The organism is uncultured Brachyspira sp. (assembly GCF_944390845.1).
Lineage (GTDB): Bacteria > Spirochaetota > Brachyspiria > Brachyspirales > Brachyspiraceae > Brachyspira > Brachyspira pulli.
Genome location: NZ_CALXRM010000067.1, coordinates 1 through 18,679, shown reverse-complemented (window position 1 = coordinate 18,679; position 18,679 = coordinate 1). Strand labels below are relative to the sequence as shown.

Sequence of the window (18,679 nt, the reverse complement as noted above, 5' to 3'; positions counted from 1 at the left end):
TTTATCTTTACTTAATTTACTTCGTTTCATACTTAAATTTTAACAAATTTAAGTTATCTAGGACAGCCCCAAAATTTAATATAAGAATTAAATAAGTTTAATTTTATTATAGTCATACTTCATTGTGGGCGAACATAATAATAATAAAAGCGAGCAGAGCCACCTATATACTTTGCAGAATGCGGACAAAGTCAGTATATAGGTACTTTCAGGCGATGCGAGTATAACAATAATAGGAGATAGCAAACAGTGAAAAAATTAAGTAAATCATTTATAGATAAAGATATAATAATTTTGTTAGCAGTAGTAATTTTAGTAGCTGCTGTCATAATAATTCTTAATATACCTAAAAATAAGGCTAAAAAAATCCTGTAAGATTCTATAAAAATAATTTTTTCATGCTTAAAGATAAAGTAAATAATATATATATTTATGTCTATGAACAAAAGAAAAATGATAATCATAATGATTTATACTTGCCTAAAGATAATGTGTTTCCATATCTAGGAAAAGTATATATAAATAATGATAATGGCTTTATTATAAATGATGTTTATTTTTCATCTGAAAGAATAGGAGTTGACAATTATTATGATAGAGATCATCCAATTTTAATTAATAAACACTCATCAGAGGGTAGCAGATCTTATGGATATGATCCTGAAACTTTTGCTGAAATAAAATTCAAAACAAAATTAGATGATACATCAAAATCACAAATTGAGTATGTTATAGAGTTTAAGCCTTATGACAGTATTGTTGATTATGTTGGTGATAATATCAAAAAAACTTTAAGAGAGCCTGTAAAAATAGAAGGAACTTTTGAAATCATAAGAGAAGATGAAGCAGAAATAATAAGACTGCATAATACAGACATATTGGGTTTGTATAATGATAAAAGTATTTTATTCAGTTCTGAGAGAATATTCTCTCTAAATGTATTTAATTTTGATTATCTCTTTATAAATGGAAAAGAAAAAATAAATTCATCTATTAATGGAGTTAGAAAGTTTTCAGAGGAGTTTTTGAAAGATAAAATAAATGAAAATAAGGATATAGTTGCATCTTATGTAAAAGAATCTAAAAAAAGACATTGGAAATCATTAATGAATGAGAATATATTAAATTATATTGACAATTATGCTGATTATTATAATGAACTTAAAGAGTTTAAAAGTTTTAATATATTATACTATGATGATAAAACAATATCTTTATATAAAAGAGTTTCAAAGCTAGAAGATTTGCAGATTGCTGAAGTAAATAATATCTTTATGACATTTGAGGTGGAAACTCAAAAATTAATAAGTCCTTATCTTAAAGACTTAGTCAATGATCCTGAAGCATTATTAAAAAAATATAATGCCACTAGTGATTTTTATTCTAATATAGATAGTTTAATTTTTGGAGTAACAGATTCATTTATTATAATAATGAAAGAAAAAGGATACGGAAAAATATTTATTGATAATAAGAATATAAAAGATTATATAAATAAAGAGCATTATTTAGCTTATTTGTTTGATTAATTTATATGGTATAAATTAGAATTAAAAAATTTGATTTTGTTTTAATTATTATTTATACTATTAATGAGTAATTGTTAAGGAAGAATTATGACAGTAAAAGAAGAATTGATAAATATTATAGACAATATGCCAGAAGAAAATCTAACAAAAATTATTGATATGATAAAAGAACAGCAATATCTTGATGAAGCCATTAATATGGAAGCTAATGGGAAAGTTATAGTTAAGACTTTAGAAGAACTTGAAGAGTTTGAAAAATGAAAATAGTTTTTAATGAAAGAGCTTGGCAGGAATATATGTTCTGGGTATCTAATGATAAATTGATTGTAAAGAAGATTAATGAACTTATTAAAGATATTATTAGAGATCCATATTCTGGTATAGGTAAGCCTGAAAAATTAAAATATGATAAAAAAGATCTATATTCCAGACGAATTAATTTAGAGCATAGATTAGTTTATCATATAGAAAATGATAATTTAATCATTACTTCTTGCAAATACCATTACAATAAAGAATAAATTATATTAATTAATTTTATTTTCAGAAATTATTTTTATCACTTATTTTCAATAAAGTTTATAGATATCACAGGAACTTATAACTTTTGTAGACTGATACATTATAATAGCAAATGAGGTTTAATGAATGAAAAGTATATTATATAACGAATATTTTGTTTTGATTATTTCTATTATTATTTTAGTTATTATTTTTAAAATCTTAATGAAAAATAAATACCGTCCTTATTTTGAAATAAAAAATATAACTTTTACCGTACTTAAAGATAAGATTAATAATATATACATTTACTGCAATAAATTTGAAAATATTGATGAAGGTATACATTATTTGTATAGAGGAAAAATTTTTATAAATAATGAGGATTTATTTGGTATTTATGAAATTAGAGGAAACAGCAGTAAAATAGAAGTTTTTGATTATTATACTGAAGATGAATTTATAAGATCTAAAATAAAAAATATTGCTGAAATCAATTTAAAAACAAATAATAATATTTCAAAATATCTTATGGAGATTAATTCCCAAAAAATAGAAGGAGTTTTTGAATTAATAAATGAACCTAAAATAAATATAAAAAAATTTAATATATACAAATTTGGATATTTAAAAAAATATGGAGAATTAAGCATAATTCTTAGTTATTTATTCAATTTTTATTATGCATTTATAGACAATAAAGAAAAAATAAATTTTGATATTAACGGCGAATCTAGTTTTTCAGAAGATTTTCAGTATAAAAAAGAAAATGAGCTTTCAGATGAAATTAATTCATTTTTGAAAAAATTTCCTGTTTATGAATTAAGAAAATATTTTATTAAAATTAAAGATTTATATGCTTTTAATATATTATACTTTGATGAAAAAACTATTTGTATGTATAAAAGACTTATAAAAATAGAAGATAGTAAAGAAATTACAATAAATAATGTTTTTCTTATTTATGATTTGAATAATCAAAAATTAGTGAATCCTTATTTTAAAGACTTACTAAATGATGCTGAAAAATTACTAAAAGAATGTAATGTTCCTATTGATTTTTATTCTAATATAGATAATTTAATTTTTGGTATAACAGATTCTTTTATTATAATAATGAAAGAAAAAGGATACGAAAAGATATTTATTGATAATAAGAATATAAAAGATTATATAAATAAGGATCATTATTTGTCTTATTTAATTAATTTTTAGTATATAATAAATACATTATGAGTAATAGATTAAAAACTATAATAAATATATTTGCTGTTATTATTATTGTTGCATCTGTCAATATTGTTATTTCTTCTTTTTCAATGATGATATTTTATAATAAAAGTAATTTATTTTATATAATTGATATAATTGCTTTACTTTTTATAATAAACTCTGTAGTACTGCTTTATAAAAAGAATTATAAAGCATTTATTATAGGCTTTGTTTTGATATTATCATTTAGTTTTGTATTTGCTGCTTGCAATTATGTTATATATGCATGGAAATCAGAAAAAGCTAAAATTGTAAAAAAAGATAAAGAAGTACATAATTCTTTAGATAGAGCATTAGCTAAAGAACGTTTTTTTAAAGCTGCTGAAAAAGGAGATATTGAAAGAATAAAAGAATTAATGGATTATGTTGATATTAATACTAAAGATGCTTATGGAATTAATGCTTTGATGCATGCTTTGATTTTTAATAATTTGGAATCTGTAGAATTTTTATTAGAAAATGGTGCTGATGTAAATTCAGCAGATTATGAATATCAAACGCCTTTAATGTATGCAGTACAGAAAAATAATGCAGAAATTGTAAAGCTTTTAATTTCTAAAGGTGCAGATGTTAATGCTAAAGATATGAGAGATAGAACGGCTTTAGATATAGCAAAATTAAAAGGTTATGCTGATATTGCTGCAATTTTAAATAATGCCAAAAAGAAAAATATAAAGAAATAAAACTATTTGTAGAATATGTTTTATAAATAATATTTTACTTGGTTGTGTTAAATTTAATAATTTGTGAATAAATAGTAAAATAATTATAAAAAATACTTGCTTAATTTCCTTTTATAGTATATTATCATTTCCTAAATAATTATCAATTTTTAGAGGTTTGTGAAAAATGAAAGTTTTAGGTAATTATATATATACTATAATAAAAGGATTTATTATAGGAGCTTCAATGCTTGTGCCGGGATTCAGCGGCGGAACTATGGCCATGATACTTGGCATATATGATAAATTAATTGCTTCTTTAAGCGGAATATTAACGTTTTCAAAAAATGAAAATTATTTTCTCAAAAATAAACTTAACTTTTTATTTTTAATATTTTTTTGTGTAGGTTCGGTTTTAGGTATGGTAATAATATCTAAGCCTTTATCTAATTTAATAGATAAATATTATACAGTTTCTTCTTTCTTTTTTATGGGTGCTGCACTTGGAGGATTTAATACAGTTTATAATAAAACCAAATCTTATAAATTTGATTTTTTAAGCATTATATATATTCTTTTAGGTGCTGCTATAGTATATTTGATATCTATAATACCGGAAGGTTTTTTCAGTAACTCAGGAAATAGAAGTGAAATGTTTATGTATTTTATACTTATAGTAGCTGGTTTAATTGTAGCTATTGCTATGATACTTCCAGGTATAAGTGTTTCTTATATGTTTTTGCTTTTGGGTATTTATCGGGAAACCATTGATGCTGTACATAATTTATATTTTCCATATTTGATTCCTTTAGCTATAGGTTCTATTTTGGGAGTGGTGCTTACTACAAAATTGCTTGAATATTGGATGGAGCATTATGTTAAATCTTCTTATCTTATAATATCAGGTTTTGTATTAGGTTCTATTATACAAGTTTTCCCTGGACTTCCAAAAGGCATAGAATGGGTATTATGTCCTATAATGTTTTTAGCAGCTTATTTGCTTATAAGACTTTTACAGAAATTCGATCCTGATAATAGATAATTTTTATAATATTATTCATATATTAACTTTATATTATAAACATTAAAATAATATGGATACCTGCTGAAAATTTCTATATCAAAATTTTTTTGATTGTTGTTTTCTTTATAATGCTTAATTTTTTTGCTTGCATTGAAATTAAAATCTATTTTTAGAAAAGAGTTTATATTTTTTTCGTTTATATTATTAAATATATTCTCTGGTATTTTTATAATAAAAGTATTATTTTCTTTTATAGATTTATAATTATTGTATCCGTCTGTAATTTCTACATTAAATAGAGTAGGGTATATATTTATTTTATATGTATTTAATATTCTGTCTGATTTGATTATATTTATTTCTAATACTTGATAGTTTTGATTTGAGTCATTAATTTTTAATTCAATGTCTGCATCTCGGTCAAATGTTTGAATGAATAAATTATTAGTATCAAAATTATCATCTTCTAAAAATAAATTATAATTATATTCATCTTTATGAAAACCAATTATATTTGATTTTTCTCTGTATATATCATAACCTTTATATTTTAAATCATTTAATTTATAAAGATCATCATTCATTATAGAAAATGCATTTATATAAAAAATGAATATTATAAAATATTTAAACATTATGAAATTTATTTATTGATCAACTGTAAATATAACAGCTCTGTTTGCCTCAGAAGCATTTTTCCAAAATTCTATACTTCTATAGAAATAATCCCAAGTATATTCAAAATCTTCATCGTTTAACGGATATTCATAATCTTTTTCATCAATTTTAAAATATTTTTCTTTGAACTTTTCTTCTGTTATAGTTTCTATTTTTGATGCAATATCTTTAACTACATTTGCTTTTTTTAATGTGATAATATAATCTTCCTCATCATCTCCATTTCCGTATAAAACATCGCCTCCCATTATGATAGAACCGAAAGGATAATTATCATCGCCGAATACTAAAAGCCCATCACTAGAAAGACATCTATGCATAGCGTCCCAAGATTTATCAAGTTCATAAATATATTTTGTATGTTTTGCAAAATATATTCCTTCTAAATCTTCAGAAATAAAATCGGGTCTTTCAAACCTTGAAGTTTTTAATAATTTATTTAAATCCTTATCGCTTAAAGCAAAGAATACACCAAGACAACCCATGCAACACCTCCATTGTAATTATTTAATTGTATTAGAAAAATAAAAATTGTCAGAATATATAAATATTGTATTTTTATTAAAAAATATTTATTTATTATTTATGTATAGTAGATACTCATAATTTTTTATTTTTATTATAATTTATTTATTTCTTCTATACTTAAACCTGTTATTCTGCTTATATCTTCATTACTCATATTCATATTTTTTAAATTTAATGCTATGTCTTTTGCTTTATTTATTTCGCCTTGTTCTATACCTTCTTTTATACCTTCTTCTTTTCCTAATCTTCTTTCTTCTTCAAGCATTATTTGATTACCATATAAATATGCTTGTCTTTTATCATATTCATTCATCATTATTCTATCTTTTATAAAGTTATTATATTTTCTTTGTACTTCTTCCATTATAGGTTTTTCTTTTACTAAATCAGACATAATTTCCTCCTTATTATCTTTATCTTTCATTGTGAAAAATTTGAGCCAGCAATTTAAATCAGGTTTTAGTAAATTATATTGAAATTTTTTTAGTTCTACTATATGAATTTGTAAATGGTCTGTAAGAAGTTTTTTATTATTTGTGTCATAAATCATATAGCAAGAATGAATATTATCCTCATCATCTAAGTTGAAATTAAGAAGATTGATGCTAATTACAGGAGTAAGCGAATCATATTTTTCGCCTTGTTTTAAAAGCTTGCTGTAATTAGATGCCCAATAATATAGTATGCGTTCTGGAAATCTTGAATTACCTTGAAGTTGAATTTCTATAATAACAACAGATCCATTTTGAGTTATACATTTAACATCAACAATCGTTTCTTTATCATTATAATTTTCTTTATAATTAAATGGATTTAAAATCTCTACTGCTTTAAAAGTTTTCATATTAGAATCAAGCATTATTGAATTTATAAAATCTAACAATATTGCTTCGCTTCCTTTGTCAGAGAAAAGATATCTTACAAAATAGTCATTTAAAACGTTAATATTTGATCTACTCATAATTTTATTATACTAAATTAATTATAAATGTAAAGTTATAATTATAGTGTTTTAATATTTTGAAAATATGTATAATATTTTATTTTGATATAAATAATTATTAAATATCATATTATAATTTGATATTATTATAGATAATAAAAAATTATACCCCATATAGGTTATATATGAGGTATAAAATTAATTAGGTTAATATTTTTAAGATGATTAAATTCTAAATTATTTGAAAAACTCAGAGAAAGGATTTTTAAAGTTGAATTTGAACTTACCTTTTTCAGCAGTTTTTTTATGAGGTACATTAACTTGAGTAGCTTCATCTAAACTCATCATAAGTATACCTATAACAGCAGAATAAGCAGGATTATTTGCTATATCTCTTATTCCTTCTATTTTATCAGGAACACCGATTCTTGCAGTAATAGGAGCAGCACCTTTAACAGCAGTTTGATAAGCTTTAGCAAGTTCAACAAGTCCTGGAAGTAAAGCTCCTCCTCCAGTGAATACCATTCCGGCAGAAAGAGAATCAATATATTTCATTTTATTTAATTCTTTTCCGCATAAACTAAATATTTCTTCAACTCTAGGCTGTATAATTTCTGTTAATACTCTTTTTGGTATAGTACGCATTTGACCGCTTGCAGTAGGAACTTCAATTATTTCCTTTTCGCCAACCATATCTATAAAAGCAAAGCCATGATCTTTTTTTAATTTTTCTGCAGTAGGTACAGTTATTCTCAAACCTTCTGCTATATCATTAGTTATATGCTGGCTTCCAACAGGTATAACTGCAGTATGCCAAACAGAACCTTCAAGATAAACCATTAATGATGTAGTTGAATGTCCCATATCAAATACTACAACACCAAGTTCTTTTTCGTCTTCAGTAAGACAAGCCTCAGCACTTCCTCTTATATTAACTATAAAATCTTTTCCGGAGAAACGCATTTTATTTAAAGTCTTTCTTAAATGTTCGCTTACATGTTTAAGTCCTGTAATGATATGTACTTTAGTTTCTAATCTGGTTCCAGACATTCCAACAGGATTTTTTATTTCATCTTGACCGTCCAAAGAATATTCCTGTTCTATGGCTTCAATAATTTCTCTGTCAGCTGGTATCAATATATTTTTAGCACTTTCTAATACTCTTTCTATTTCAGCAGGAGTAACTTCTTTATCTTTTGTATTAACTCCAATAACTCCTTTACTATTTAAACCTTTTATATGATCTCCGCCTATTGTGGCTATTATATCAGGAGCTTGTAAGCCAGCCATATGTTCAGCTTCATTTATAGATTTTTCTATAGCATTAGCAGCAGCATCTATATTTATAATTACACCTTTTTTTATACCTTCGCTTTCACTTTCGCCTATACCTATAACATCTAATTTATCACCATTGACACGGGCGATGACAGTTTTTATTGATGCAGTACCAGCATCTAGTCCTGCTATAATTGGCTCTTTCAAGGTAAACTCCTAAATAAAAATAATATTATGTTAATAATGTCGGTAAAAATAAAACTATGATTAATAAATAATTTTATGAATAAGGATTTATATTTTATATATAAAAATTATAGTATAACCCATCTGTTATTTTCATAAGACATTATAAAAGTTTGTCTTGCTTTTGATGTAGTATCTTCAACTCTGTCATATACAGAAGAATCAACATCTATATACGCTTTTTGTCCGTCTAATTTTATACCATAAACTTTATCTATTGTAGTTTCAAATTCAAAATCTAATGAAGGATCGCTTTGTACATAATCATCAGCATTTTTTATATTTCTGCTTTTTCTTAATACCTCTTTATAATTTGTAGAGTAGAATTTCTCATAAGCAATGCGTACAGTTTCTTTATTATAAGGCATAGCATAAAATTCTTTTAATGATGATAATGCTAATTGCTTTAATTTTTCTTCATCGTATTCTTTCACTTCTATGTTTTCACTGCTGTTTTCATCACTTAAAATAATTTCTACTCTATTTTTAATATTTTCTTCTTCAGTATTTTGATTTTTATTGCATGAAATAAATGAGAGCAATATAAGTGATATTAAAAATATATATTTAAACATTTATAGTCCTTCCAATATAGATTTCCTAGTATTTTGAGGAGGCATAGATTCTTTCTCTTTTATCCTTGTATCAGAAGTAGTTGTAATATTGTTCATATCTATATATTTTACAACGCTTGGTCTTTCTAATATTATTCTTATATCTCCATTCTGCCAAGCTACAGTATTAGCATCTAAAAAAGCCCCTTTAGTGTATTTAGCATTTAAAGCAGATAATAATTCAAGAAAATCAACTTGATTAGGCTGAAAGTTAATAGTTATAGAATACAGAGCATCATTCTTGAAAATGAAATATCCGCTTTTGTAGAATTTGTTTTCTTCTAAAGCCAAAAAAGTTGCACTTTCTTCAGCATTCAAGTCAACAGTTCCAGTCATATACTGTTTAGGTAATGTCATAGTATTGTCGCTTAATATGGCATTTATTGTATCTTCTCTTGTAGCACCTAAAGTTATATTTTTAAATCCTGTTATAGGAGTATCTATTACAGCTGGTTTTCTTCCCATAATAGCATCATTTGTTATATATTCCTCATTATTTTGATTATTTTGTGTATCATTTGTGGCATTATTGTTGTTGTTTGGTATATAAGCGTCATTAGTGGCATATTGTGAGAATAAATATCCATTAAATAAAATCATCAAAATAAATATATATTTTTTCATTTTTTATTCCTAATTTTTTTATTTCTAAACGTAAAAATACAATCTTGTTATATAGTATCGACTATATTTTAATTTTCAAGTAGTAAAATTTATTTTTATAGTGATTTTTTAGTATATTAAATTTGACATTATAAAAATAAATTTTATAATAATCAAATTATGGTAAGTAAAAAAATTGAAAAAATTTCTAAATATATTATATTTTATTTATATTGAATTTGTTAGGGTTATTTAATATGAATGATGGTTATAAGAGGATAACATTAATATGCGGGCATTATGGTGCGGGAAAAACTACATTTTCCATCAACTATGCCATACATATTAAGAATAATATATCTAATAACGTTTATATTGCTGATTTAGATGTTGTTAATCCGTACTTTAGATCCAGAGAATATTCAAATTATTTAGAAAGTAAAGATATAAAAGTGATAGGTAGTTATTTGTTTCAATCTGGTGCTGATCTTCCGGCTGTATCTGCTGATGTATATTCTTTGTTTGTAAGAAAAGATGTTGTAGGAATAATTGATATGGGCGGAAATTCTGTAGGAAGCTTATCTTTTGCTACTTTCAGAGATAATGTTGATATTGATGAAACAGATGTCTTTTTTATATTAAATGCCAATAGAAAAGAAAATTCTACAGTAGAGTATGCTTTAGGTCATTTAAGAAATATAGAAGCAGTTCTTGGGCTTAAAGTTACTGGCATCATTAATAATACTCATTTAATGTATGATACAAATATTGATGATATAAAAAGAGGTGAGGAAATAGCTCATAAACTTTCTATTGAGACTGATATTCCAGTAAAGTTTACTTGCCTTGACAAAGATTTTTATTTAAAGAATAAAAATATAGATCATAATTATGATTTATTTACAATAGATTATGATATAAAAAGTATAGGGAATTCCATTAGTTTTTGATTATGGATTACAGTAATGTTAGATTATATGAGATAGCTTCTATGCTATCACCTAGTGTATATGAAACTGTATTCTATAGTCAGTATCAAGGACGTTCGGATAAAGATGCTGTAATTTTAGATGATGAAACTTTTGAAAAATGCTATGTTTCAGATAATGTTTATAAGAATTTCCTGTTTTCTAATTCAATGAGACTTGGAAAGAGTGTTGATTATATAGGTGTTAATCAAATGCATAGTTCTATAATTCAGGATATAAAGATTTCTGAATCTCAGATTGTTATGAAATTAGAAGATACAGCTTTAACTAATTTAGCTAATACTTTAGTTGAAATAAAATCTATGGATAAAAAATTGGAGCCTTTTTATATTACTTTAATATTTAACGGCATTAATTATTATGCTAATAATACCATAGATGAAAATGAGAAATTAATACCAGTAGATGAAAGTGTTTTAAAATCTGTATATTGTCAAGATCAATTATCATTTGTTAATGATAAGCATATAGATATGGTAATTTCTACACAAGGCACTAATACAAATAAATTAAGATATATGATAATAAATTGTCATGATATTGATGTTATTGAGTCAGCAAAAGATGTTTGGAAAAATACTTTTAAAAATGATTTTTCTATGCTTTATGAATATTTTATCAATCTTAGAAAGTCCAATAATTTAATAATGGAAGGAAGCATTTATAAAAATATAATATCTGGTTATGAAGTTTTTATGGACGACTTTATGGATTTAGATGATTTATAATTTTATTTTTTGAATATTTTATGAAAGATATTAAAAATTTATTAATACATTCTCCTAATTGGCTTGGAGATATAATTATGTCTATTCCTGCTATTTATTTAATAAGGCAGAAATATAAAGATATAAAAATAACCGTAATGACTAAAAAATCTATGTTTGGTATATTTAAAGCTATAGATTTAGTTGATGATGTAATAGATTTAAAACCGATTAAGCATTTAAGAAAATATGATTTTGATACAGTAATACTTTTTCCAAATTCATTTGAGAGTGCATTCAGAATATTTGGACATGGTATAAAAAGGCGTATAGGATATAAAGCTGATTATAGAAGTTTTATGTTAACTGATGCTGTTGATAGAAAAGAGGTTAGATGGATACATACTTCTGATTATTATGTTAATTTACTGAAAGCTATAGATATAAATGAGCAAAGGCCGGTAATAAAACTTAAAATAAAAGATGAATTATTAAATGAAGCTAAGGAATATTTAAAAAAAGTTAATCCTAATAATAAAAAAATTTTTGCTTATGGAATAGGCGCTACTAATAGTTTTGGTAAAATTTGGAAGGAAGAATATTTTGCTGATGTAGCTAATCATTTATCTACAAAGTATGATGCTTTAACATTATTTGTAACAACTCCTAACGAGAAAGAAATATCAGATAAAATATCTGCTATGCTTTATAATGAGCCTATAATACCATATATGTCTTTAGATATGATAGCTGCTATACTTAGTTTATGCGATGGATTTATAGGAAATGATTCCGGTGCTATGCATGTGGCATCTATAGTTGGAATACCAACTTTAGCATTATATTTTGCTACTCCAGCATATCAAAATTTTCCAATAGGTATAAACAGTCAGATCATAGAAAAAAAAGTTGATAACCCTGCTTGTATATGCGGCGGTAAAAAATGCAAATTAGAAACTTTTGAATGCCGTGAGATTATAAAACCTAATGAAGTTATAGGTACATTTGAAAAAATGCTAAAAATAACTACATAGAAAACATAGTATTTTTTTATATTGCTAATATTAATATGTTACCTAATATGGAATATGCTTTTTGTTTGTTTTCCGTTTACTAAAATATTTTTAATCCAACCGCTGTTATCATTCATTGGTATCCATCTTCTTTCCTCAACTCTGTAATGCCAATCTTTATCTTCTTGATAATAGATTTGTATTCCTGTGCCTTCATGGATATTTAATATTTCATTGTCATGATAATTAAGCTCATCATAATCTGTGCATGATTTTTGTCCCATTTCTGAGTAATATTCATTTAATGACATTAAAGACTCATTTAATTTATCGTCCATATCTTTTACATTAAGTCCTAATTTTTTTGCCTCTCTTATTGTGATAGGGTAGTTATGAGAAGGATATGCTGAATTAAGCGAATTAGATATACTATCAATTAATTTTTGATCTTTCATGTGGTATGATAAAATATCCTTACATAGTTTTATTGATAAGCTGGAAGCTCTGTCTACCGCCCCTAATACTAAAGGATGTATGTATTTGTATATATGTTCATAAGGATTGTTGTTATTATCGTTTGACTGCTCTTTCCATAGTTTTATAACTCTGGCTAATTCATCTTGGCTTACATAAACAGAGCTGTTATCTTTTGTTACAGGCGATAATTCATGCTGAAGCGAAGTATCTACAGCAGTGATAAAAGCTAATGGTCCCATTTGTATTTCATCAGCACCCAAACAAAGCATGGTAGCAGCACTTGCGGCTTCTAAAGGTAATAAAGCTATTATTTTTTTACAAGACTGTCTTAAAAGATGTACTATTCTTAGAGATGACTGACCGCTTCCTCCAGAACTTTTGATAAAGAAATATATTTTATCGCATTTTCCAATATGTTTAAGTACATCAGATAATACTATAACATCATTTTGACATACACTTCCGCCATTAGAATTCCAGTAAGCAAGCAGAGGTGCATCCAATTGTTTAGTAATTTTTGTAATAATTTCTTGTGTTTTTGAAAATAAAATAGGAGGTTTTATAGTCTTAGTTTGAGCTTTATTTGCAGTTTTTTTTGATGCCATGACACAGTCCTTTTAGCTATTTAATTTACATAACTACATTTTTTAGGTAAGATTGTACATTAATAATATAGAATGTCAAATAATGATTTATTTTTTAATTAAATTTGCTTGACAAATTAAGAAATTTAGTGTATAAAAGTTGTATTATTATGCTTATTAATTAGTACAAGGAGTGCAATAAATTATGAAAAAGTTATTCGTAGTATTAACTTCCATTTTTATCGCTGCATCTGCTTACGGTTTAACAAACTCAACTTTGATTGATTTTGCTTTAACAGGTAATGCTGACAACTTACAAGCTGGAGAAGGTGATACAAATGAATTAGTTCCAGTTGCAGAAAATCTTTATAATGATAACTGGGTAGTATGGTTGAATGAATCTGCTAGATTAACAGAAAATCGCAGAAATTCTTATGTTACTAACGTAGACAGTAAAGGTAACAATGGTGCTTGGGAAGCTGGTAAAGTTCTTGGTGTAAGAGTACATTTCCCATTAGCAGCTTGGAACAGCTATGCTTTAGTAAAACCAGTATATGAACTTGAAATGTATGGCGGTGCTGATGGTGCTAAATATACAGAAGGTAAAGGTGTTATACATAACGTTGGAGAAATTAAATCTATAAGTTCTTGGGTTTATGGTCGTAACTTCTTAGTTAGCTACTTCGTAAACTTACAAAATGAATTTGGTGAATTAAAATCTTATCCAATGGGTACTGTTTACTTCAACGGTTGGAGACAAGTAAGATGGGAAAACAGAGAGTACTTACCTAATGTTCGTGACAGAGTATTAGTAAGAGAACCTCTTTATCCTAAAATGCTTCCATCTATCAAATTAGATTCTTTAGGATTCTATAGAACTAAAGATACTCAAGGTGGAGACTTCATTACTTACGTTAAAGATGTAACAGTTGAGTACGATGTAGTAGTTGTTGATTTCGAAGAAGATATCGATGATGAAGCTACTTGGCAAATCTTAAAAACTCAAAACGATAGAAGACAAGCTCTTGAAGCTGCTAGAATACGTGAACAAGCTGAATTAAGAGATCTTGAACAAAGACGTATAGGTGACGCTGCTGCTGCTGAACAAGGTACTACTGACACAGCTGCTGCTGACACTGGTGCTGCTGAAGAGCAAGCTCAATAATAATTAGTTTGAATAAAAAAAGCTAAATAATAAATTAAGGGGAAACTGTTAAAGTTTCCCCTTTTTTTATTGTATTTTTTTATTTTTTGTCTTATAATTTTAACCGTATTAATAATATTTTTAAGGACTTATTTATGAAATTAATGAATAAACCTATATTAGACAAAGAAGAGTCTTTATATATATGCATAGATTTGCAAGGTAAAATAATATCTGCTATGAATGATAGTGATGCATTAATAAAAAATACAAATATTTTACTTAGAACTGCTGATATTTATAATATTCCTACTTTAGTGACTGAGCAATATCCTAAAGGACTTGGACCTACTGATGAAAGAATAATATTACCTAATAATCATAAGTTGTTTGCCAAAGATTATTTTAGTATATTTGGTACTGAAGATTTTGTAAAAGAGTTTAATTCTTTTGATAAAAAAAATATTATTGTTTTTGGTATTGAAACTCATGTTTGTGTTTATTACAGTGTTCTTCATTTAATAGAAAATGGTTATAATGTATATGTTGTGGCAGATGCTTGCTCTTCAAGAACTTTAGAAAATAAAAATATTGCTTTAGAACAGATGAGAAAAATCGGTGCTAATATTGTAAGTACTGAAATGATTCTTTTCTGGCATATAGAACATGCAAAAGTTGAAGGTTTTAAAGATTTAAGCAAATTAATTAAATAAAATTTTAAGGAGATATAAAATGGCTAGAAAAAAACTTATTGCTGGTAACTGGAAAATGAATAATTCTAATAAAGAAGCTTTAGAATTAGTTGAACAGTTAAAAAATTTAGTTAAAGATGTAAAAGACAGAGATATCATGATAGCTCCTACATTTACTTGTTTAAGTGATGTTCATAATGCTATCAAAGGCACTAACATCAAATTAGGTGCTCAAAATTTATATTTTGAAGAAAAAGGTGCTTTTACTGGACAGATTTCTGCTGATATGCTTTTATCAGTTGGCTGTGAATATGTTATTATAGGTCACTCTGAATGCAGAGATATTTTTGGTGAAAAAGATGAACTTATCAATAAAAAAGTTAAAAGAGCTTTAGATAAAAATCTTATACCTGTTTTATGTGTTGGCGAACATTTGGAAGAAAGAGAAAAAGGAATTACTTCTGATATAGTTAGCGGTCAAACTAAAGAAGCATTCAAAGGTTTAACTGAAGCTGAAGCTAATAAAGTTGTTATAGCTTATGAACCTGTTTGGGCTATTGGTACTGGTAAAACTGCTACTCCACAAGATGCTGACGATGTACATAAAACTATAAGAGAAACTTTAAAATCTCTTTATAATGACAGTGTTGCTGACAATATGAGAATTCTTTACGGCGGAAGCGTTAATGAAAAAAATGCTGATGATTTATTAAATATGCCTAATATAGATGGTGCTTTAGTTGGCGGTGCTTCATTAGTTGCTGATAAATTTGCTAGAATAGTTAATTACATTGCTAAATAAAATATAAAAACTATTATTTAATATTTAATGGGTATGTCATTTATAATGATGTACCCATTTTTTATATGATGTAAATTTATTATTGAAAGATTTATATTAATATACCATTAATATGTTATAAAAACTACATAATATAAAATATATAAACTACTTGTTTTATTTTTATTAAATATATATAATAAAATTAAAAATTTCATAAAAGAGTATAATTTGAGATTGTTAAAATTTTTTTGTATATTAATGCTTATCTTTTCAGCAAATAATTTATTTTCTCAAGATACAATTATTTCTACAAGGAAATTTTATTTTTGCAGCGGAAAAATAGGTAATTCTAAAATATATCTTTATTTATATATTGATAATAATGATAAGATTTCAGGCAAATATTATTATGATACTATAAATCAATTTATTAATATAGAAGGCAGTATATCAAATAATATAGTTTATATAAAAGAAAAAGTTAATAATAGAATAACAGGATATTTTGAGGGAAGTGTAACTGAAGATTTACTTTTTTCTGGAGAATGGTCTTCTTTTGATGGAAACAATAAATATAATTTTGAATTTGCAAATGATTTAGCTTATCCTATAAATAAATTGGATATTATTAATTCTGTATTAAAGGCAGATTCAGAGGCCGGCAATGCAACTTTTGAATCCAGTAAAGATGCTGTTATTATAATTAATGATAATAATCTTAATGCCATAGATAAAATTTCATTAGATGTTGATGGTATAAAATCATTAAATTCAAATAGAATTGAATTTATTTTGAATAACGATATTCTTGTAGAATATAATGATTGGAAGCAGTCTTCCAATAATGATTCAGATTTTTATATGAGAAAGGAAATCAATGTTTCTTTTATAGATGATAAGATAATATCATTTTCTTTGTATAATTATTCTTATACTGGCGGAATGCATGGTATATATAATTCGATTCCATTGATATATTCTATTGAAAGCGGAGATAGGATAGGAGTTAATTTGTCAGAACTGATAATAAATAAAAATGATAGGGAATTAATTAATTTGATGAGAAGTAAATTATTAAGAAATTTTACGGAAAAAGATTTTTTTGATTTCTATTCTATAGAGTTGAGTGATATATTTGATATTACACCTACAGGTATAAAATTTATATGGCCTGTATATAAAATATCTGGATATGCTCAAGGAGTTATAGAGATTGATTTTACATATTCTGAATTGAAGCCTTTTATAAAAAAAGATTCTAAATTTATGTATTTATTTAATATGTAATGATTGTATATTGCTGAGGTTGTTTTTATGAATGATAATGATATTCACCCAATAATGAAAGAGCTTACTAAAGTTACTAAAGAAATGCCAATGCCTGTTGTAACTGAAATAAAATTATTAACAAATAGAGATGCTTATAAAATTCTAATATCAACAATGCTTTCTCTTAGAACTAAAGATCCTACAACTAGAGATGCTTCAATGAGATTATTTGAACATGCTGGAACCGCTGAAGATATGTTAAAATTATCAGAAGAAGAAATTGCAAAGTTAATATATCCTGTTGGATTTTATAAAGTTAAAGCAAAAAATATATTAGAAGTTTCTCAAATGATAATAGATGATTTTGATGGTAAAGTTCCGGACGAAATTGATGAGCTTTTAAAACTTAAAGGTGTTGGAAGAAAAGTTGCTAATTTAGTTGTAACAGAAGCATTTGATAAAGATGGTATATGTGTTGATACTCATGTTCATAGAATATCTAATAGATTTGGATATGTTAATACAAAGACTCCTGAAGAAACTGAATTTGCTTTGAGAGATAAACTTCCTAAAGAATATTGGAGAGTTTATAATGATACTTTGGTTGTTTATGGACAGAATTTATGCAAACCTATTTCTCCATTATGTTCTAAATGCACAGTATCTCAATATTGTGATTATTTCAAAAATGAATACAAAGAAAAAAGTACAAAGAAGAAAAACAAATAATTATAAAAAGTATAGTCAGTAAATTTATTTATTTGCTAATTATTGTCGAAGGCGAGTATAGCAATAATAAAAACTAATTTTGATAAACTTAAAAATTTGGGGTATATACCTAAACGACTATATTTTGTCAATTTTCACCTTTTTATAAATGTAAATTAAATTTTTTTATAAAATAAAAGATTATCTAATATTTAAGAAATATGTTTTGAATTTAATATAGATTTATTTTGTATAATAATAAGTAATCAGCCGCACCTATAGAGAACATTCTGTAAGAATAAGTGATACTGTGCGGGTTGCCGCTACGGCTAGTAGTTGACAAACTTAAAAATTTTGGGTATATACTGAAACGATTTCATTTTGCCGACTACTGCACATTATGTAATATTATCAACTTTTTTGCCGCACAAAAA

20 protein-coding genes and 1 pseudogene are annotated in these 18,679 nt (G+C 25.5%); 14 read left to right on the top strand and 7 right to left on the bottom strand.

The annotated features are described in order from the left end of the window. Nucleotides 1–249 precede the first annotated feature (249 nt). The 6 genes and pseudogenes from Q0K52_RS11990 to Q0K52_RS11965 all read left to right on the top strand — a co-directional run bounded on the left by Q0K52_RS11990 (nucleotide 250) and on the right by Q0K52_RS11965 (nucleotide 5,006). Nucleotides 250–1,529, top strand: a pseudogene (locus Q0K52_RS11990) (hypothetical protein). A gap of 87 nt (nucleotides 1,530–1,616) precedes the next feature. Beyond that, nucleotides 1,617–1,790: a hypothetical protein gene (locus Q0K52_RS11985; protein WP_297299705.1), complete on the top strand. Its 174-nt coding sequence runs from the start codon at nucleotides 1,617–1,619 to the stop codon at nucleotides 1,788–1,790. Then, on the top strand, nucleotides 1,787–2,050 hold the full coding sequence (locus Q0K52_RS11980; protein WP_297299703.1) for a Txe/YoeB family addiction module toxin: 264 nt from the start codon (nucleotides 1,787–1,789) through the stop codon (nucleotides 2,048–2,050). The genes Q0K52_RS11985 and Q0K52_RS11980 overlap by 4 nt, the downstream gene beginning before the upstream one ends. Nucleotides 2,051–2,177: 127 nt before the next feature. Beyond that, on the top strand, nucleotides 2,178–3,245 hold the full coding sequence (locus tag Q0K52_RS11975; protein ID WP_297299702.1) for a hypothetical protein: 1,068 nt from the start codon (nucleotides 2,178–2,180) through the stop codon (nucleotides 3,243–3,245). A 17-nt stretch (nucleotides 3,246–3,262) separates the two neighbouring features. Continuing rightward, nucleotides 3,263–3,985 carry an ankyrin repeat domain-containing protein gene (locus tag Q0K52_RS11970; protein WP_297299700.1) on the top strand — a complete coding sequence of 241 codons (723 nt, stop codon included), beginning with the start codon at nucleotides 3,263–3,265 and terminating at the stop codon, nucleotides 3,983–3,985. Between the two features lie 166 nt (nucleotides 3,986–4,151). Next, on the top strand, nucleotides 4,152–5,006 hold the full coding sequence (locus Q0K52_RS11965) for a DUF368 domain-containing protein (protein WP_297299697.1): 855 nt from the start codon (nucleotides 4,152–4,154) through the stop codon (nucleotides 5,004–5,006). 11 nt (nucleotides 5,007–5,017) lie between these two features. Here the strand turns inward: Q0K52_RS11965 and Q0K52_RS11960 are convergent, their stop codons facing one another. The 6 genes from Q0K52_RS11960 to Q0K52_RS11935 form a co-directional block, all read right to left on the bottom strand. Beyond that, a complete protein-coding gene (locus Q0K52_RS11960; protein ID WP_297299696.1) occupies nucleotides 5,018–5,572 on the bottom strand; it encodes a hypothetical protein in 555 nt (184 codons plus the stop codon). A 63-nt stretch (nucleotides 5,573–5,635) separates the two neighbouring features. Then, the gene (locus Q0K52_RS11955) at nucleotides 5,636–6,151 is read right to left on the bottom strand and encodes a YfbM family protein (RefSeq protein ID WP_297299694.1); all 516 of its coding nucleotides are present in this window, start codon (nucleotides 6,149–6,151) and stop codon (nucleotides 5,636–5,638) included. A 134-nt stretch (nucleotides 6,152–6,285) separates the two neighbouring features. Then, nucleotides 6,286–7,155: an Rpn family recombination-promoting nuclease/putative transposase gene (locus tag Q0K52_RS11950; protein ID WP_297299692.1), complete on the bottom strand. Its 870-nt coding sequence runs from the start codon at nucleotides 7,153–7,155 to the stop codon at nucleotides 6,286–6,288. 219 nt (nucleotides 7,156–7,374) lie between these two features. Then, nucleotides 7,375–8,622, bottom strand: coding sequence for a cell division protein FtsA (gene ftsA, locus Q0K52_RS11945; protein WP_297299690.1), 1,248 nt, complete (start codon nucleotides 8,620–8,622; stop codon nucleotides 7,375–7,377). A gap of 107 nt (nucleotides 8,623–8,729) precedes the next feature. Further along, on the bottom strand, nucleotides 8,730–9,236 hold the full coding sequence (locus Q0K52_RS11940; RefSeq protein ID WP_297299689.1) for a hypothetical protein: 507 nt from the start codon (nucleotides 9,234–9,236) through the stop codon (nucleotides 8,730–8,732). After that, on the bottom strand, nucleotides 9,237–9,899 hold the full coding sequence (locus tag Q0K52_RS11935; protein WP_297299687.1) for a hypothetical protein: 663 nt from the start codon (nucleotides 9,897–9,899) through the stop codon (nucleotides 9,237–9,239). Between the two features lie 236 nt (nucleotides 9,900–10,135). On the opposite strand from Q0K52_RS11935, the gene Q0K52_RS11930 reads away from it, so the two are divergent. From Q0K52_RS11930 to Q0K52_RS11920, 3 genes are read left to right on the top strand one after another with little or no spacing between them, the layout of a single operon-like run. Next, on the top strand, nucleotides 10,136–10,828 hold the full coding sequence (locus Q0K52_RS11930) for an ATP/GTP-binding protein (RefSeq protein WP_297299685.1): 693 nt from the start codon (nucleotides 10,136–10,138) through the stop codon (nucleotides 10,826–10,828). A 2-nt stretch (nucleotides 10,829–10,830) separates the two neighbouring features. Further along, nucleotides 10,831–11,595: a hypothetical protein gene (locus Q0K52_RS11925; protein WP_297299683.1), complete on the top strand. Its 765-nt coding sequence runs from the start codon at nucleotides 10,831–10,833 to the stop codon at nucleotides 11,593–11,595. Between the two features lie 20 nt (nucleotides 11,596–11,615). Beyond that, entirely contained in the window at nucleotides 11,616–12,608 is a 993-nt protein-coding gene (locus tag Q0K52_RS11920) for a glycosyltransferase family 9 protein (protein ID WP_297299682.1), read from the top strand. Nucleotides 12,609–12,646: 38 nt separating this feature from the next. Here Q0K52_RS11920 and Q0K52_RS11915 read toward each other — a convergent pair whose 3' ends face one another. Then, on the bottom strand, nucleotides 12,647–13,669 hold the full coding sequence (locus Q0K52_RS11915) for a hypothetical protein (RefSeq protein WP_297299680.1): 1,023 nt from the start codon (nucleotides 13,667–13,669) through the stop codon (nucleotides 12,647–12,649). Nucleotides 13,670–13,853: 184 nt separating this feature from the next. Between Q0K52_RS11915 and Q0K52_RS11910 the strand changes: the two genes are divergently transcribed. The 5 genes from Q0K52_RS11910 to nth all read left to right on the top strand — a co-directional run bounded on the left by Q0K52_RS11910 (nucleotide 13,854) and on the right by nth (nucleotide 18,266). Next, a complete protein-coding gene (locus tag Q0K52_RS11910; protein ID WP_297299678.1) occupies nucleotides 13,854–14,813 on the top strand; it encodes a flagellar filament outer layer protein FlaA in 960 nt (319 codons plus the stop codon). 134 nt (nucleotides 14,814–14,947) lie between these two features. Further along, on the top strand, nucleotides 14,948–15,505 hold the full coding sequence (locus tag Q0K52_RS11905; RefSeq protein ID WP_297299675.1) for a hydrolase: 558 nt from the start codon (nucleotides 14,948–14,950) through the stop codon (nucleotides 15,503–15,505). A 19-nt stretch (nucleotides 15,506–15,524) separates the two neighbouring features. Next, on the top strand, nucleotides 15,525–16,286 hold the full coding sequence (gene tpiA, locus Q0K52_RS11900; RefSeq protein ID WP_297299673.1) for a triose-phosphate isomerase: 762 nt from the start codon (nucleotides 15,525–15,527) through the stop codon (nucleotides 16,284–16,286). Between the two features lie 210 nt (nucleotides 16,287–16,496). After that, a complete protein-coding gene (locus Q0K52_RS11895) occupies nucleotides 16,497–17,555 on the top strand; it encodes a DUF4163 domain-containing protein (protein ID WP_297299671.1) in 1,059 nt (352 codons plus the stop codon). A 27-nt stretch (nucleotides 17,556–17,582) separates the two neighbouring features. After that, entirely contained in the window at nucleotides 17,583–18,266 is a 684-nt protein-coding gene (gene nth / locus Q0K52_RS11890) for an endonuclease III (RefSeq protein WP_297299669.1), read from the top strand. Nucleotides 18,267–18,679 lie beyond the last annotated feature (413 nt).

Bases quoted from the DNA above. Each gene is read 5' to 3' on its own strand.
- Q0K52_RS11985 (WP_297299705.1), top strand. From the start codon at position 1,617: ATGACAGTAAAAGAAGAATTGATAAATATTATAGACAATATGCCAGAA.
- Q0K52_RS11980 (WP_297299703.1), top strand. From the start codon at position 1,787: ATGAAAATAGTTTTTAATGAAAGAGCTTGGCAGGAATATATGTTCTGG.
- Q0K52_RS11975 (WP_297299702.1), top strand. From the start codon at position 2,178: ATGAAAAGTATATTATATAACGAATATTTTGTTTTGATTATTTCTATT.
- Q0K52_RS11970 (WP_297299700.1), top strand. From the start codon at position 3,263: ATGAGTAATAGATTAAAAACTATAATAAATATATTTGCTGTTATTATT.
- Q0K52_RS11965 (WP_297299697.1), top strand. From the start codon at position 4,152: ATGAAAGTTTTAGGTAATTATATATATACTATAATAAAAGGATTTATT.
- Q0K52_RS11960 (WP_297299696.1), bottom strand. From the start codon at position 5,572: ATGAATGATGATCTTTATAAATTAAATGATTTAAAATATAAAGGTTAT.
- Q0K52_RS11955 (WP_297299694.1), bottom strand. From the start codon at position 6,151: ATGGGTTGTCTTGGTGTATTCTTTGCTTTAAGCGATAAGGATTTAAAT.
- Q0K52_RS11950 (WP_297299692.1), bottom strand. From the start codon at position 7,155: ATGAGTAGATCAAATATTAACGTTTTAAATGACTATTTTGTAAGATAT.
- Q0K52_RS11940 (WP_297299689.1), bottom strand. From the start codon at position 9,236: ATGTTTAAATATATATTTTTAATATCACTTATATTGCTCTCATTTATT.
- Q0K52_RS11935 (WP_297299687.1), bottom strand. From the start codon at position 9,899: ATGAAAAAATATATATTTATTTTGATGATTTTATTTAATGGATATTTA.
- Q0K52_RS11930 (WP_297299685.1), top strand. From the start codon at position 10,136: ATGAATGATGGTTATAAGAGGATAACATTAATATGCGGGCATTATGGT.
- Q0K52_RS11925 (WP_297299683.1), top strand. From the start codon at position 10,831: ATGGATTACAGTAATGTTAGATTATATGAGATAGCTTCTATGCTATCA.
- Q0K52_RS11920 (WP_297299682.1), top strand. From the start codon at position 11,616: ATGAAAGATATTAAAAATTTATTAATACATTCTCCTAATTGGCTTGGA.
- Q0K52_RS11915 (WP_297299680.1), bottom strand. From the start codon at position 13,669: ATGGCATCAAAAAAAACTGCAAATAAAGCTCAAACTAAGACTATAAAA.
- Q0K52_RS11910 (WP_297299678.1), top strand. From the start codon at position 13,854: ATGAAAAAGTTATTCGTAGTATTAACTTCCATTTTTATCGCTGCATCT.
- Q0K52_RS11905 (WP_297299675.1), top strand. From the start codon at position 14,948: ATGAAATTAATGAATAAACCTATATTAGACAAAGAAGAGTCTTTATAT.
- tpiA (WP_297299673.1), top strand. From the start codon at position 15,525: ATGGCTAGAAAAAAACTTATTGCTGGTAACTGGAAAATGAATAATTCT.
- nth (WP_297299669.1), top strand. From the start codon at position 17,583: ATGAATGATAATGATATTCACCCAATAATGAAAGAGCTTACTAAAGTT.